Annotated in this window: 14 protein-coding genes and 1 pseudogene; 9 read left to right on the forward strand and 6 right to left on the reverse strand. The window is 38.9% G+C overall.

From position 1 onward, the window contains the following. Window positions 1–515, forward strand: a pseudogene (locus tag DC53_RS10975) (transposase); the annotation flags it as partial. A gap of 944 nt (window positions 516–1,459) precedes the next feature. On the opposite strand, the gene DC53_RS10970 reads toward DC53_RS10975, so the two are convergent. Beyond that, window positions 1,460–2,062, reverse strand: a complete 603-nt coding sequence (locus DC53_RS10970) for a hypothetical protein (RefSeq protein WP_033029564.1) — start codon at window positions 2,060–2,062, stop codon at window positions 1,460–1,462. A 340-nt stretch (window positions 2,063–2,402) separates the two neighbouring features. After that, a complete protein-coding gene (locus DC53_RS10965; protein WP_033029566.1) occupies window positions 2,403–3,104 on the reverse strand; it encodes a metal-dependent hydrolase in 702 nt (233 codons plus the stop codon). Between the two features lie 357 nt (window positions 3,105–3,461). Between DC53_RS10965 and DC53_RS10960 the strand changes: the two genes are divergently transcribed. The 4 genes from DC53_RS10960 to DC53_RS10950 are packed head-to-tail and all read left to right on the forward strand — an operon-like array spanning window position 3,462 to window position 9,129. Beyond that, complete coding sequence (locus tag DC53_RS10960) at window positions 3,462–4,235, forward strand: ABC transporter ATP-binding protein (RefSeq protein WP_045984402.1); 774 nt, start codon at window positions 3,462–3,464, stop codon at window positions 4,233–4,235. Continuing rightward, window positions 4,235–5,683 carry an ABC transporter permease gene (locus DC53_RS10955; RefSeq protein WP_033029568.1) on the forward strand — a complete coding sequence of 483 codons (1,449 nt, stop codon included), beginning with the start codon at window positions 4,235–4,237 and terminating at the stop codon, window positions 5,681–5,683. The genes DC53_RS10960 and DC53_RS10955 overlap by 1 nt, the downstream gene beginning before the upstream one ends. Continuing rightward, on the forward strand, window positions 5,680–6,984 hold the full coding sequence (locus tag DC53_RS0120525) for a DUF3526 domain-containing protein (protein WP_007377180.1): 1,305 nt from the start codon (window positions 5,680–5,682) through the stop codon (window positions 6,982–6,984). The genes DC53_RS10955 and DC53_RS0120525 overlap by 4 nt, the downstream gene beginning before the upstream one ends. A gap of 33 nt (window positions 6,985–7,017) precedes the next feature. After that, window positions 7,018–9,129: a TonB-dependent siderophore receptor gene (locus DC53_RS10950; protein WP_033029570.1), complete on the forward strand. Its 2,112-nt coding sequence runs from the start codon at window positions 7,018–7,020 to the stop codon at window positions 9,127–9,129. An 83-nt stretch (window positions 9,130–9,212) separates the two neighbouring features. Here the strand turns inward: DC53_RS10950 and DC53_RS10945 are convergent, their stop codons facing one another. Both DC53_RS10945 and msrA read right to left on the reverse strand, forming a co-directional pair. Further along, a complete protein-coding gene (locus DC53_RS10945; protein WP_033029573.1) occupies window positions 9,213–10,127 on the reverse strand; it encodes a 2OG-Fe(II) oxygenase family protein in 915 nt (304 codons plus the stop codon). Window positions 10,128–10,354: 227 nt separating this feature from the next. Further along, entirely contained in the window at window positions 10,355–10,954 is a 600-nt protein-coding gene (gene msrA / locus DC53_RS10940) for a peptide-methionine (S)-S-oxide reductase MsrA (protein ID WP_033029575.1), read from the reverse strand. Between the two features lie 236 nt (window positions 10,955–11,190). Here msrA and DC53_RS10935 point away from each other — a divergent pair, with 236 nt between their 5' ends. Then, window positions 11,191–11,385, forward strand: coding sequence for a CPXCG motif-containing cysteine-rich protein (locus DC53_RS10935; protein ID WP_002962627.1), 195 nt, complete (start codon window positions 11,191–11,193; stop codon window positions 11,383–11,385). A gap of 58 nt (window positions 11,386–11,443) precedes the next feature. Here the strand turns inward: DC53_RS10935 and DC53_RS10930 are convergent, their stop codons facing one another. Beyond that, window positions 11,444–11,644 (reverse strand): hypothetical protein, encoded by a 201-nt coding sequence (locus DC53_RS10930; protein WP_002962626.1) that lies wholly within the window; start codon window positions 11,642–11,644, stop codon window positions 11,444–11,446. Between the two features lie 106 nt (window positions 11,645–11,750). Here DC53_RS10930 and DC53_RS10925 point away from each other — a divergent pair, with 106 nt between their 5' ends. The 3 genes from DC53_RS10925 (at window position 11,751) to DC53_RS10915 (ending at window position 13,926) form a co-directional block, all read left to right on the forward strand. Further along, on the forward strand, window positions 11,751–12,233 hold the full coding sequence (locus DC53_RS10925) for a GNAT family N-acetyltransferase (RefSeq protein WP_033029577.1): 483 nt from the start codon (window positions 11,751–11,753) through the stop codon (window positions 12,231–12,233). Between the two features lie 169 nt (window positions 12,234–12,402). Further along, window positions 12,403–13,014: a MarC family protein gene (locus tag DC53_RS10920; RefSeq protein WP_033029579.1), complete on the forward strand. Its 612-nt coding sequence runs from the start codon at window positions 12,403–12,405 to the stop codon at window positions 13,012–13,014. Window positions 13,015–13,044: 30 nt separating this feature from the next. Further along, entirely contained in the window at window positions 13,045–13,926 is an 882-nt protein-coding gene (locus DC53_RS10915) for an alpha/beta hydrolase (RefSeq protein ID WP_033029581.1), read from the forward strand. A 754-nt stretch (window positions 13,927–14,680) separates the two neighbouring features. Here DC53_RS10915 and DC53_RS10910 read toward each other — a convergent pair. Then, window positions 14,681–15,889, reverse strand: coding sequence for a porin (locus DC53_RS10910; protein ID WP_033029583.1), 1,209 nt, complete (start codon window positions 15,887–15,889; stop codon window positions 14,681–14,683). Window positions 15,890–16,044: the final 155 nt, after the last annotated feature.

Consider the following 16,044-nt stretch of genomic DNA (forward strand, 5'->3'; position numbering starts at 1 on the left):
AAGATAACTGCACAGGTAGGTTCTGGGAAGGGCGATTTATGTCCCAAGCATTATTAGATGAAGCAGCACTTGCTGCTTGTATGGCGTATGTCGATTTAAACCCTATTAGAGCGAAAATGGCTGATACGCCCGAAGAGTCAGACCATACCAGTGTACAAAAGCGCTTAACATGCGCGGCAGAGGGTAAACAGCCTAAACAGTTACTACGTTTTGCAGGTATGTCTCGTCAGATTATGCCCAAAGGGCTGCCGTTTGAGCTTAAATCGTACCTTGAACTTGTTGAGCTAACAGGGCGGATAATACGAGAGGATAAACGCGGGTATATTGATAATATGAACCTACCTTTGTTAGAAAGGCTTAATATCTCCCCAGAAAACTGGTTAAAGCTTACAACCCAATTTACGCGCGTATTTCATGGTGCAGTAGGCAGACCAGCCTCACAAGCAAGTTACTGTGAAAATTTAAAGCGTAAACGGCGATCAAATATTAGCAATTGCGAAAAGCTACTTGCATAAAGCTTAAGCTACTCAGTAAAACTATTCAGTAATAAATCACAACTGCATTATGCAGTTATTTTCATGCGTGTAATTTAGGTTTAATAGGGCTAATGACTTATTTAACGGATGAAATAAAGTGACCCAGTTATAAAAGATAAATTCTTAACCTGAAGAGCGAATTTTTTGGCATTGTTTTGTTTGTTCAATTAAAGTGGCTGTCTAGTTTAGGTTAGTGAAACCTCTCTACTGTATTCCGCTAAAACAAATCATGATGTCATATTCAGCCGTGGCTTGGAAATTCTGAACGATAGTTTAGCCAAAAATGATGATGAATGGGCTTCTGAAAAATTAGATACAGATATATCAAAGTTTCAAATCTCTGTTTGGGCTTGCTTTGCTCTGTTCGGTGGGGTAGTCGGCTATTATTTATTTATTTATTCCAAGTAAGGAATCCTTAGCAGAACAATGCGTAGAGAAGAATCTAGCCCCATATAATAAAACAACTGATAAGTATGTGAATACAGTGCATAGCTTTAGGATAAATAGCATCATTGTTGATAAAAATGATTCAAATTTATTATGGGTAAATTATGATGCACGAATTCGAACAGAAAGTGGTAAACACAGAGAGATAACCGACTTACCTACATACGATTTAGCATGTAGAGGTTATTAATAACTAATAAACGGTATTGAAAGAATAGATAGACGGGGCCAAACTTTGACTTCACACATCAAAATTAAATTAGCAAAAGCGTTTTGATTTAAGCAATTTATACCCTCTAAAAGCGCAGCGCCTCATATCCTCTTTGTGAATTAATCTTTGTTTACGAAAGAGCGCATTAGCTTGAGATACGCTAGGCGAATGCTTTAAACGTAAAACATCGGCGGATTAGCAATCTAATACACGCCGATGTTTATAACTTATTTAAATGAGCACATTATTTGTAAGCTATTAAGCCTTAGTCTTTTTTGCGGTAAAGGCTTATTAAACAGATTGCTAAAAGTAACGTTGCAATCATGCCTGAAGCGCCAGCAACACCTGATGGTAGAAATCCATCACGGCCAAAGGTAATTAAAATACCATTGGCAAGCATTGCAATTGCGCCTGCAAGGGCTGTAATACTACCAATTGCTTTGCCGCCTTTAGCGATAAAAGACAGGCCAAAAACAAGTGCTGCTAACCCTAATAGTACCTTGGCTGCGTAGTAAATCATGAATGATAGAGACACCACGCCACCAATTAAAGGTTGTGCGCCTTCTACTGTGCCCGCAACTTTTCCAAATGTAGAAAACAAAGTAAGTCCAACGCTTACCTGTACTATGTTAAGGACTGCACTAAACGCGATAGCCGACCAGCCTAGTTGTGCGTTTTTTGCTTGCACCATAGCTGCGCCTGCAAAGGCAACAAGTAAAGTAAATACCAGTGCTTCTAGCCCCCAAGCCACCTGCCTTGAAAAACTAATTTCAGCACTGTAAAGGGCTGAGTAAATACCTTGTGATATCGCCAATACCAACAATAACGATGCTGCAATTAGGGTGGTGCGTTTATGTGTAAATTCCATTATGGACCTCTTTTGATTTTATATTTGACGCTTTCAACAGTTGTTGCGGATTTGAATGTATCAAACTGCTTAGTATTTGTATTAAATAGCGTTTATCGTTGTAGGTATAAGACAGGTAAAGCGAGTAAATTATTTCACTTAAACCTATAAAAGTATTAATTAATAACAAACAGGCTCAGGCTATTGCTTTTAATTAAACCTAACTTTGCAAAGCCGCTTTGGTTTAGCCATGCATGACTCTAAAAGCGCAGTGCCTCATGCCCTCTTAGTAAATCAACATTTGATTACCAAGAGGGCACACATTTTGAGTATGTGGTTAAACGGCTTATTACTTATGGCGTTAAGATAAAAACGTAAAATGAGACCAGTCACTTAACGCTGTAATAGTTTGTTCTGTGGGAGGGGCAACATAGATCAAACCTACAATGGCAATAATTGAAGCTAGCGTAATTAGTTTATTATCGAAGTCAGCTATTTTTAAAGCGGTGCCAAAGGAGCGCTTAATTGTGACATTACTTAAATCCACACTGTAAATTTCATCCAGTAATAAATGAATTAATCCGCCGAGTAAAATAAACCCACCCGTTAACCAGGCAAAGACGGCTGCTTGTGTGGTTGATTGGTCATTCAGTTTCCATGTTACTTGAGTCGTTATTAGCGCGCATAACAGTATAAATAGTAAAGAGTGGCAACTACCTCTGTGTACTGTGATCCATTCAAAAATGGGTCTAATAATGTATTTCATAAATCCGTAAACCAATAACGGCACTACAATTAACTCGATAAAGCTAATTTCAATAATGAGCTCGGTAGTTATGTAATGCAGTACCAGTAATACAGCGCTCAGTGCAAATAAGTTAAAAATAGTATCGAGTGACGTGGAGTTATCTGAATCTATGTCGGGTAATAAGCCGCCAATTGAGCCTAAAAACCATAACCAGAGTGCGCCCTTTAAATCAATATGGCCTGCAGATAATAAGGTGGCAGAGCATAAGCCTGTGATGATTACGGCAGTATTAAGATGAGTATTGAAATTTGCCATTGTATCTCTTGATAATAAAATAGGTGGGCATTCTAACAATTGAAAAGTTTATTGTTCACTATTCTTTATAGATTGGTCTTTAAATATGTTTTATCACTTTGATTAGTTGCTGCTTTTTACAATTCTTATTCTTTATTGTGCTTAGTTGTTCCACTAAATGGTAATTTTGGATAGAACAACTTTTCGTTAATGAAACCCAGCACGATGTATCTATTGTTAGCTATTAATATGTTATAGTGTTGCAATTGGTGTTTGATATAGTATAACATTCACGGTATTCTAATTTCCCCTTAATAGAGTTTGAATGTGACAACATCAACAGCAATTAATCAAAGATCACCAATAGAACCTCAGCGTGTGGAACAAACACGTAATAAAGCATCAAATACGACCCAAGCCACTAAAAACGAAGCAGTTATTGAAGTAGACTCGTTAAATTTTAGCATTAAAAACAACATCATTTTAAAAAACTTAAGCTTCAGCGTGGCGGCAGGTGAGGTTTATGCGCTACTAGGAGGAAATGGTGCGGGTAAATCTAGCACCTTAAAAACGTTATTGGGTTTTAATAAGCCCAATAAAGGCTCTGTAAAAGTCGTGGGTAAAGAGGTGAGTAAAGCGCTTGATTTTGTACGAGGTAAAACCGCGTATTTGCCAGAGTCGGCTACGTTATATCCCCATTTAACTGCTCGTGAAAATGTTGAATATTTTTTATCACTCGCTGATATTAAAAAATCAGATGAGCAAATTAACGCGGCTTTTAATCGTGTTGCATTGCAGCAAGATGCGTGGGATCGCAACATGCAAACTTATTCAAAAGGCATGAGACAAAAAACAGCGATTGCACTTGCGATACTGCGTGAAGCACCGATTTTTTTACTTGATGAGCCAACCTCAGGCCTTGATCCAGTTGCTATTGATGAATTTAATCAACTTGTACGTGAACTTGCATTAACTGGTGCGACTATTTTAATGGTAACGCATGATGTTTATGGTGCTTGCCAAGTTGCTAATCGCATTGGTTTATTAAAAAATGGCGAGCTGGTAGGAGAATTTAATGCCCCTGAGAATGGGCGTATTAATACCGAACAAGTTCATGCTGCCTTTGGTGATTATAAGAGCCGAGGCAATTAATGAGTATAAACAACGTTTCAAAAGTAGTGCTAATAGCCAAGGATGAATGGCGTTATTGGCTACGCTCTAAATTGGCAGTCACTGTGCTTGCTATTGGTTTGATCCTTACACTTTCTTCGGTAGTTGTAACGGCCATTACCATGCTGGAATTAAGCCATACTAGGCACGAACTGCAAACAACAAGCGATAAAAGCTTTGTTGATCAACCCGACCGACATCCTCACCGAATGGTGCATTACGGGCATTATGCGTTTAGAACGCCTGCGCCGCTTAGTACGCTCGACCCCGGTATTGACGCTTACACAGGCAACTCTATATTTTTAGAAGGGCACAGACAAAATAGCGCAATGTTTGCAGATAGTCGCCAAGGGACTGCATTAACTAAATTAGGCAGTTTAACGCCTGCCTTTATAGTGCAAACATTAGCGCCGTTATTACTGATTTTAATTGGTTACAGCGGTATTAGCCGAGAGCGCGAATCGCAAACGCTTTCGTATTTGTTATCGCAAGGTACATCGGGTGTAACGCTAATTGCAGGTAAAGGATTAGCGCTACTTTCTGTTGTGGGTTTAATTTTGACTCCGCTTACGGTATCGGCTTTATTCACACTTGGTACAGATGAAAGCTTACTGGCAGTTGTAAGTTTTGTTGTTGGCTACGCTTTATATTTAACTGTGTGGGTATTACTTATTTTACTGGCCTCTAGTGTGTTTAGTAAAAACAGTGGAAGTTTTACCGCACTTGCCTTTGTATGGATTTTACTGTGTATTGTTATGCCACGCGTAGCGAGTACGACAGCAGCTATAGTTGTGCCATCTGCCGGTAAAATAGAAACAGATTTTGCTGTAAAAGCCGATCTTAGAAAGCTAGGCGATGGCCATAACACTAACGACCCTGCCTTTGAGCAATTTAAACAATCACTTCTTAAAAAGTACAACGTAAATAGCATTGACGAGCTGCCGGTAAACTTTAGAGGGTTAGTGGCAAGCGAATCAGAGGCTAAGCAAACTGAAGTACTTAATCAATTTGCCCAGCAACGTATGCAAGCTGAGCTTAAGCAAACGCAGGTATCGCGTTATTTTGGTTGGGTTTCACCAATGGTAGCGATTCGCTCGCTCTCTATGATTGTGGTTGGTACAAGTATAGAAACGCATCATCGCTTTTTACGCGAAACCGAGCAGCTACGTTTTGATTTTGTGCAAGGGCTTAACAAAGTTCATATTGAAGAACTTGATTACCAAGACGACATGAACCGCAATGCTGATGCCGCAGCCACTAAAAAAGCACGTGTTAGCGCTGATAATTGGAAAATACTGCAAAACTTTACCTTTCATAGCGATAGTGCGTTGGTGCGAGCCCATCGAAGTACATCTGCATTTTTACAGCTATTACTGTGGATTGCAGTGTTGGCCGGCGGTATTAAGTTTGTAGGGAAACGTTTGTTATGAGCTATTTATTTTTACACCTCAAGCGAGAATTTGGCTTTTTACTTCGTCAAAAATATTTAGTGGTGCTTTTACTTTGTACATTTGCTGTGTCTGCCTTTGCCGTTATCAGTGGGTTGAGTGAAGTAAGTCAGCAACGCGAAACTATTGAACGTTTAAAATCAGCTGATCTAACCGAACGATTAAATGTGCAAACGCAGCAAACTGATGCAGGTATGTTGGCTTATTATACTTTTCATTTAACGTATTCAGCGCCTTCAAATTTAGCGTTTGCTGCTTTGGGTGAACGCGATATTTACCCATGGAAACACCGCGTAAACTTACTCGCTCTGGAGGGACAAATTTACGAAAGCGATGCGCAAAACCCTGAGCTTGCCCAAGCAGGTAAAATTGATTTTGCGTTTGTGTTAAGTGCTTTGGCACCGCTGATAGTGATTTTGCTGTTCCATGATTTATTTGCCAACGAACGTACCAGTGGTCGTTACGATTTATTAGTCACAACGTCGAGCTCTTACTTTGCTTTATGGGGCGCACGCATATTGGTGAGGTTTATTTTATTACTCGTGTGTTTAATGTTGCCATTCTATGGTGGCGCTTATGTAGCTGGTAGTTCAATTTATGATGTTTTATTGATAACAACTATGTGTGTTGCCTATCTAGTTTTTTGGGCTGCACTTTGTATTTGGATGGGCAAGCAAGCAAGTAGTGCGCCGCGTGTTGCCTCCGCTTTAATAGGTATATGGGTGCTAGTTGCTTTTATTATTCCTATTTTAGGTGATTTAGCGATTAACAAAATAGTGCATTCACCTAAAGGTGGCGAAATTGTACTTACCCAGCGAGAGGCGGTTAACGATGCATGGGACTTACCAAAACAAATTACAATGGATGCTTTTGTAGCGTCAAATCCACAGTGGAAAGATCATGTTGATATGCAAAGCGAGTTTGAGTGGAAATGGTATTACGCCTTTCAACAAGTAGGGGATGAAAAAGCGGCTGAACTTTCGCATGCGTACCGCGATGCAGCACGCAAAAAGTATCAGTTAGCTGGAATGGTATCGTGGTTTTCGCCTGCATTATTGTTACAACGCAGCTTAACGCGAAAAGCCAAAACAGATGCAATAGCGGCATTTAGATACGAGCATCAAATACGAGGGTTTCATAAATGCCTAAGGGAATTTTACTACCCTTGGTTATTTATTAAAGGTGAGCCCACTAAAGCTGCGCTTAACAACATGCCTAGTTTTAGTAAAACAATACTGAATGAAAAGGATGAGCCTGAGGTCATAGGCGTTCAGTTAAAATAAAATTTATGAGTCAACTAATTAACAAGGTTTATAATGAATACAAATAAAAAAGGGCTGAAACTTACTTATTTAAGCACATGTTTAGTGAGTTTATTTAGCAGTCAGGTAATAGCAGCTGATAAAAGTGAGCAAGTTGATAGTGTAAATATGAGTGTTATTGAAAGGTTTGCTGTTACTGGAACACGCCAAGCTTATCAAGGAAATTTTAGCCCTTTAGAAACGCCGCAGTCAGAATTAAAAATAGATTTAGAAGCACTTGAAAACGCGGGTGCGATAAATTTAAATCAAGCGCTTGATTTATCGGCGTCGGTAGCGCGTCAAAATAACTTTGGCGGACTTTGGAATAGCTTTGCGCTACGTGGCTTTGTCGGCGATGAAAACTTACCAAGTAACTACCTTGTTAATGGGTTTAATGCCGGGCGTGGCTTTGGTGGCTCACGTGATTTGTCGGGTATTGAATCGGTTGAGGTGTTAAAAGGTCCACGTGCTGCTTTATTTGGCCGTGGTGAACCTGGCGGTACGGTAAACTTAGTAACTAAACGCCCAACGTTTGATACGAGCGGCGAGCTAAAGCTAAGCGTAGGAAGCTTTGATACCTACCGCGCTGATGTAGATTACACAACCCCCCTTAATGACGACGTAGCAATTAGGCTGGTTGGTTTTTATGAAGATGCCAAAAGTTTTCGAGATACGATAGAAACAACAAAAAAGGGCTTTAGCCCTTCAATTACATGGAACATTAATGACAACAGCCAATTAATATATGAGCTTGAATACAGCGACCAAGAAGTTCCTTTTGATAGAGGCGTATTAGCAATAGATGGCGAGCTTGGGCTTATTCCTGAAAGTCGCTTTTTAGGTGAGCCAGGTGATGGTCCAATAGAGGCTGACGTACTGGGTCATCAATTGGAGTTTATTCATGACTTTAATGATAATTGGAGCGTATTACTGGGCGCTAACTACCGTGATACGTCGCTTGAAGGGTTTGCTACCGAAACCGGTTTTGCGGGTGTAGTTGATGCAGAGGTAAATCGCTTTAGACGTTACCGTGATTACGATGCAAAATATCAGGTGTTTAGAGCAGAAGTGACGGGTAATTTAGAGGTTGCAGGATTAGAACACCGCTTAATAGTAGGTGTTGATTCTGATAAGTTCGAAAATGATCAATTTGTTCTTCGTGTTCGTGGCGATCAGTATATAAATGTTTTTAATCCTGTATATGGGGCGTATGAGTTACCTACGCCGACGGCCAATACCGATAAGTTAGAAGTTCAAGAGTCGTTAGGTGTATTTATACAAGACCAAATAAGCCTAACCGATAAGCTTGATATTCGCGTTGGTGTACGTTTTGATGATTACGAACAAACACTTAATAATCGTTTAGCTGATACGCAATCAAAACAAAATGAGTCACGTGTTAGCCCCCAGTTGGGTGTTGTGTATGAGGCGAGCGAGTTTGTATCTGTTTATGCTGCTTATGGCGAAAACTTTAGGCCTTTATCGGGCACTGATACAAATGGCGATGGGTTTGAACCAAATCAATCTACTTCAACAGAGTTGGGGGTTAAATTTACTTTAAACGATGGCGCTTTATTTGGCACCATTGCGATGTTTAAAGTGGAACAAGACAACATGCTGGTGGTTGACGATCCTACTGCATTTACTTTTGCTGCAATCGGCGAAGCACAAAGCAAAGGCATAGAAATTGATATAAACGGTGAGCTAACGGATGATGTAAGCCTATGGCTATCGTATGCGTATGTTGATGCAACTATTGAAAACTCATTTTTTGATGCTAACTTTGGCTATACCGTTGAAGCGGGTAGTTCTTTATTAAATATTCCTAAGCATCAACTCAGTTTACAGCTTGTTAAATCAGCCGAGTTATATGGCAAAGCAATTAAGTTTGGCGCAGGTTTAGTTTATGTAGACTCTCGAAACGGCTTTTTTGGTACCGATTTTGAGCTACCAAGCTATTTAACAGCACGTACATTTATAGATGTTGATGTAACCAAAGCAATTGGCTTGCGTGCAGAGGTAGATAACCTGTTTGATGAAACCTATTACACTAACTCATTTGCTGATGCGTGGGTTCAACCGGGCACCCCCAGAAGTGTAAGGCTATCTGCAACGTATAAATTTTAAACGTAAACTAAAACGATATTAACAAAAAGGCTGCTTAAATTAAGCGGCCTTTTATTTAGTTAAAAACTTAGTTAAAAACTCAATTAAAACGGTGCATAGCCGTCGTTAGTTTTTTTAGGGTTAATCCAGCGCTGTTTAGTATCAATAGGAATCCGTGGAGCCCCTTGTGCTGGTAATCGACCGTGCTCTCCATACAGCCACAATACAAAGTTAGTTCGCTCACCACTGGTAATAGGTTTAGCTGCGTGTGCAATATTGCCACGATGTAACATGGCAGTACCTGGCTTAAACGTAAGTGATTTAATGTCACCTGTGTACGGGTGATAAAAGTCAACTTCTGACCCTGTAAACTCTTCACTTGGTAAATTTAAGTTAATGTTAAGCGTTACAGCTGATGCGTCGGTATGTGGGCGAATTGACGCATCTGTACTTGGGTCGTAATAAATAGAAAAGCCAAATGATTGTGTATCGTAGCCAATTATTTCAGGAAACAATAAGCGCGAAATAGGGCGCATATAAGTGTTTAGTATTTCGTTATAAAATGCCTGAAAGCTTGGCGCTGCTAAATAACCTTCTGATCGGCTATCAAGCATGGCACCACGGCGATTTAACACTATGCCGTATGGCGGGCGCATAGGAATTTGCGAATTCCATACTTGTTCTAAATATCCGCGTAATACTGCTAGGCGCTCAGGATCAAAAAATTGAAATTGAAACACATCAGGCGCAACTTCGTGTAATAACGCTTTTACGGCCAGCTCTTTTGATGGATCGTCCCATGCTTGTTTTACTGCTTCACGTAGGTTTTTATCAAGTAGTGTGTCGTCAAGCGTAAACGTTGAGCTATCTATTGATGTTGTTTCCCATTCGATCCACGCGTTTGTAATTAGGTCGGTGTTGCTATTCCAAAAGTGTTGTACTGATTGTTCACGGTAAAGCATGGCTTGTCGTGTTGGTAATTCTAGAGCACGCGCTAGCTGTAATTGGTTGGCAAACATTTTGTGTCACTCCAGTTGTTGAATTTGGTTTATATCAATCTAGGAGTGCAATTTATTGCATTTGATTTAGTAGATAAACAGCCTGCTTTGGGAAACAGAATATACTATTTATTGATAATGAAGGTTTGTATACTCATTTGAAGCAGAGAAAGCTAGTTTTGTAGATAAGTAAAAGGCTGCACAATATGCAGCCTTTTGTTGGTGTAATTTAAGTTGCTTAATAAATACTAGTGAGTTGCTCTGTCGCCCCAAATTTCTTCTAGACGGCTGTCGCGACCACAACGCCAACGATAAGTGTTGTATCGGATTGGGTTGTTTTTGTAATAATCTTGATGAAAGCTTTCCCTACCTTTAATAGGGTAAAAGGTACTTGCGTTTAGTATAGGTGTAACCACAGTTTGATTAGGAAACTCGTCTACAACAGCTGCTTTTGTTTTTTCAGCTAATTTACGTTGTTCGTCGTTTTGTACAAATATAGCGCTTAAGTAACTAGGGCCTTTATCGCAAAATTGGCCTCTTGCATCAAAAGGATCAATATTTACCCAGTAATGATCAAGTATACCTTGATAGCTTACTATGGCCGGATCGTAAGTAATTTCTACGGCCTCGTAATGGCCTTTATGATTACCATTGTATGTCGGGTTTTTAAGTTTACCGCCAGTAAAGCCCGATATTACATCGGTTACGCCTTCTAGCTTTTCAAAATCACTTTCCATACACCAAAAACAACCTCCAGCTAGAATGGCTTTTTCGGTTTTAGCTGCATGAGTAAATGTACTAAACAAAATAACGGCAGATGTTAATGCTAATGCGAGTGATTTTTTCATAAAATTATCCACCTGAAGTGTGAGTTTAAATACTTAAGAAGTTAGACCCGCTAAGTGCTAATACTATTTCGTGCTTTGACAAGTTATATGGATAAGACTAGTAGTAAGATCACTATTTAAGTTAGTAGCACGGTTTAATTGGGTTAGCCAAGTATGCGTTATTTAATGGGGTGTTGAATTATGCTTACGTGTTCATTAAAGTGACAACATTCGTGATATAAATTAGCAGGTGATAAATGAACCAGTTAACAGAAACATCAATAAGCTGCCCTTATTGTGGAGAAAGTATAGAAGTATTACTTGATGCAGCAGATATTGATGAGCAATACATAGAAGACTGCCAAGTGTGCTGTAAGCCTATTTCGTTTGTGGTATTTGAAAATGATGACGAACTAAACGTTAATGTTTACAGCGAAGACGATGCATTTTAACTCGTTAATTAGATAGTCGGCTGCAAAATTGCAGCCTTTTTACTGTGTATGTGTTTGGTTAGCTATTTTGCTCACGCGCTAATTGGTTAGGGAGAAGTTCTTCTACTATTTCGCGTGCTGGAAGTGTATAGCGTGTGCCGTCAAACATTACTGAGGTAAACTCGTTAATATTAGTAATGCCTGTTAAGGTCCAGCCTTCGCCGCGCTTTGGGCAATATACTGTGGTAGTGGGTTGTATTACTTTAAAATCGTCACTCATTACGTTATCCACTCTTTTTGCTTTAAAGATAATGCTTGTTAATGGGGTATGGTAAGTTAATAATGCGTGCCCATAAAGAGCTAATTTAACTAACCACTTAAATAAAATGTTTAATACCACAAAGCTTGAACGCGTTACGCTGCGTTTAATTACCCACAAACACGCTGCGTGTTTATTTAATATTTTAAACCACCCGCATGTGTCAGAATTTAACGACTACGAAACACCGCTTAGCAAAACACAAATCAAACAATTAATACAAGATGATATTAGTGCCTACTACGAAGGCGAAGTGATTAGAGTCGCAATTGAACATAATACATCAGGGAAGTTAATGGGTACTTGTGGGCTTTATAATTTAACCCCGTGTAAAAGTAGTGCGTTTATAGGATTTGAGCTGCATCCTGACTTTTGGGATAAGGGCGTAATGTTTGAGGTGGTGACCGGTTTTATTGAAACTCTAGTTAAGCATATTCCGCTTAAACATTTGTCTGCTGAGGTGAGTGCACATAATGCACGTTCCCATAATTTACTTATGAAACTGGGCTTTAGTTTAAGAGAAAATTCTATTTGGCATAAATCACTTTAACTCAAGACGGCAATTATAAGTGCTTACCTTTTTTCAATCCTCAATCCTCAATCCTTAAAGCTCAGTAAATAAAATACAAAAAATAGCGGCTTTCTATTATAGTTAAGCGTAAGCAAATGAATTTGTTACCCGTGTTTTATTAAACATTTACGCTTAACAAGGATTTTATATGCTAGAAAAACTCTCTCAAGATGCGCTTGTAATTTGGGCGACCATTGACCCAATAGGCACTATGGCGCTGTTTGCTGCGCTTACTTCTCATTTAACTGATCAACAACGTCGTAAAACTGCATTTAAAACGGTGCTTTATGCCGGGGGCGTATTATTAGGTTCTATTTTAATAGGACAACTAATACTAAATGCGATGGGAATTAGGTTGGTGTCGTTTCAGTTAGGGGGCGGAATTATATTATTTTTGTTTGGCCTGCAAATGATTTTTGGAAACGATTCTAACAAAGCTAAACAAGACCCCGATCACGATATTGCGGTGTTTCCGCTTGCTATACCTGCAACGGCGACTCCTGGCGCTATTTTGGCGGTAATACTACTTACCGACAACCATATTCACCCAATTACTACTCAAATAGGCACAGCGCTTGTTACACTTGGTGTGTTGGGTATTACTTTAATACTGTTGCTGCTTTCGGGTAAAATTATTAAGCTAATTGGTACTGGCGGCGCGTCTATTTTAACGCGAGTGATGGGCATGATTTTAGCCGCGTTTTCGGTTGAGCTTATTATGACCGCGCTGGAAATAAAACAATGGGTTAAGCTCGATTAAATAACTCCTAAACATTGAAAGGAATGCTGCATGACAATAAAAATAACAAAACACTCTTTTATTAATTTAAGTTTAGCCGTAGTCATTTTTGCTATTGGTATTTTAGCCATACGTTATTACAACCATTATGTATCGGCCTATACAGATGTAACAATTAACTCAAGCGTGCTTAATGAGTCGCGCAAAGTGTTTATAAGATTGCCCGCTAATTACAATCCAAAAAAAGCGTATCCGTTAATTATTAAAACCGATGGTAACTTTAATTTAGATACATGGGACAAAGCACTTACAAAACAAGCTAAGAGCGAAAAAGGGGATAAGGCTATATTGGTGTCTATTCCTAATTTGTTTTTTACGGATACACGTAATCGCGATTTAGTGCCTCCTTATGCCCGCCAAGATGTAAATACACAAGCGCGTCCAGAGCACGAAACACTGATTGAACCAAATGGCGAAGCCGACAAATTTTTAGCGTTTATTGAAACTGAGTTACTCCCTTATTTATCAGCAAAATATAAGCTTAGTAATAATCGTGTATTAAGTGGTTTTTCGGCAGGTGGTAGCTTTGTACTTTATACACTGCATACAAAGCCTGAGCTGTTTAATGGCTACTTTGCATTTAGCCCAGCTGCTTGGTACGACGACATGACCGTAGTTAATAATGTAAAAGCATTTTTAACTACTCAAGCAAACAAAGTTAAGGTGCCTACTTATTTATATCTATCGGTTGGTGGGGCAGAGCACCCGTTAATGTTAAAAGCGTTTAATAATTTAGAGACCGCTTTAACAGCCAACCCTAATAATAACCTTGTGTGGCAAAGCGCTGTAAATGAAGGTGCTGAGCACTCAGATAATCCACCACTTAGTGTAGCTAAGGCATTAGCTGGTTATAGTACGTTTATTAAAAAGTAGGTTAGATTGATTTAAAACGTTAACTGTATGCATATACAGTTAACGCTGTTCTGTGTATTTAGAATGCTTAATTAGCTTTATAGTACTTTACTTAGTTTGGTATTATCAACGACTTACAAAATTAAGCTAATTTAAATTATTTTTGTCAGGAAATACGCGAACTGTGTTTATATACAGTACATGACTGTTGAGTTAGAATGCAGTCAGTACCTATGAGCATATACACATCTATTTGTTACTGCTTTTAATCAGCCTTACGTATTTGTGATCAGCAATAAGCAGTGTAAGTACTTTGCAATTTCAATATAGTTTCTACGCTTAAATCAACTTAACATAAATTGGCTGGTGGCTTTACAGCAAAAGAACACATCATACTAAATATTGTTATAATGCTAAACTTAGCAATAGAGTCAAATTAAAAAAAAGTAATCAAAGAGGTAGTCAAAATAATAAAGCCTGCGATAACTACATCCACTAAAAATATAAATGCCGAGTGTGAACTATGAGTGATTAATTAAAGTTTTCCTCGCTCATTGTAATGAGCAGCAAAACGGTAAACGTAAAAAATAGGGGCATCGTGATTGGTGCTATTACAAGTTAAAAAAGCAGATACCAATGCGGCTGTTAATGCATTTGTTAAAATAGTCTTAAACGCTAAGCCAAGCATTCAAAAAAGTATAGAAAAATAAAAAAAGCCCAGTTAAAAAAGTTAAAAGGGCTAAAAGGGTTGTGCTTAGGGAAGTTGTAGTCTTTTTTAAAACTTATATCTAAATCCAAATGCTATACCGTCATCTTCCGACTGCTCCATTTGTGCTTGTTGATCGTCGTTATCGCTTTCAAAGTCGCTAAAGTCTTTACGCGCTTCTACGTAGGCAATAGTGTCTTCATCAATTAAGTAGTGAAGGCCAATAACAGCAAACTGACGCTTAAATACATCGTCTGGGTCGGCGTTAAAGTTTGGCTGAATTACGTAATCATCACCGGCATCAAACATGTTGTAGGCAATAAAAGGGCGAAAATCGTTATCAAAGCGGTAAGATGCAAATGTTTCTATACCAATTGCGTCTTTAATTAAGCGACCAATGTTATCTGTGTCGTGATTTTTGTTTTTATTTACGTTCGCAGCAACGTATAGGCCGGGCTTATTAATGTTGCCCCACATAATACCTGCACCATAAATTAAATCTTCAACATTGCGAGTAGAACCATCGCCAAACGTTAAATCAAACTCACCACGGTTAACACCTGCTGTAAGTGTTAGCATGTCAGTTGGGGTATAAGTTACAGACGCACCAAATGTGTAATTAAATTCAACTTCTTGGGCTGCACTATCGCCAGAGTTCCATAGCGCTTCACATTCTTCTTCTGAAATGTCGGTTATGTCACAGGTATAGAATTCGCTGTTTTTAAGCTGCGCTTGTACTGCAAAACTAAAATCGTTATAGCGATTGCGGTACTGCACTAATTTATCTCCACGGCCAGTGCCATTAACAGCGCCATCGTCTTTGTTATAGGTGTAAACACCAGCCGCATTACCATCCCATACAAAGCTATTATTTGTGCCGTAAACCACGTCGTACCATGCACCCCATTGTTTACCAATAGTTAGTTGCCCGTACTTTTCGTGCGAAAGGCCTGCGTAACCTAAACGGTTATACAAAAACTCGTCCTGAATAGACTCAAAACGATTGTTATAAATAATATCGCTGCTGCCGACAGGGTTTACACCCCATTCTACGAGTGCAAGGGCAGTCCAGTCTTTCTTAAGCTTTCGGGTAAATCCAAAGTTGATGCGCGAAGTACCGTTAACAACTTCGGTTTCGTTTTGTGTATTAATTACACGTACATCAAGATATCCACCTACTTCAACAGTGTTTTTATCATCTTTGTATAACTCTACTGCCGAAACAGCGGGTGCGATTACAATACTTGCGCTAATAAGTGTTGCTAATTTTTTGCTCATCTTGTGTGTTGCCCTGTGTAAATTGGTCAGTTTTTTACGTAGGTAAAAATTCAGATTCAAAGGTTAACAAAGCAATAATAGCTCAAAAGTGAAAAATACTCACTAAAATTAAGCGTTAAACTTAATAGATATTCACTAAAGGTTAATTTTGTTTT

Source organism: Pseudoalteromonas fuliginea (assembly GCF_000690055.1).
GTDB classification, from domain to species: domain Bacteria; phylum Pseudomonadota; class Gammaproteobacteria; order Enterobacterales; family Alteromonadaceae; genus Pseudoalteromonas; species Pseudoalteromonas fuliginea.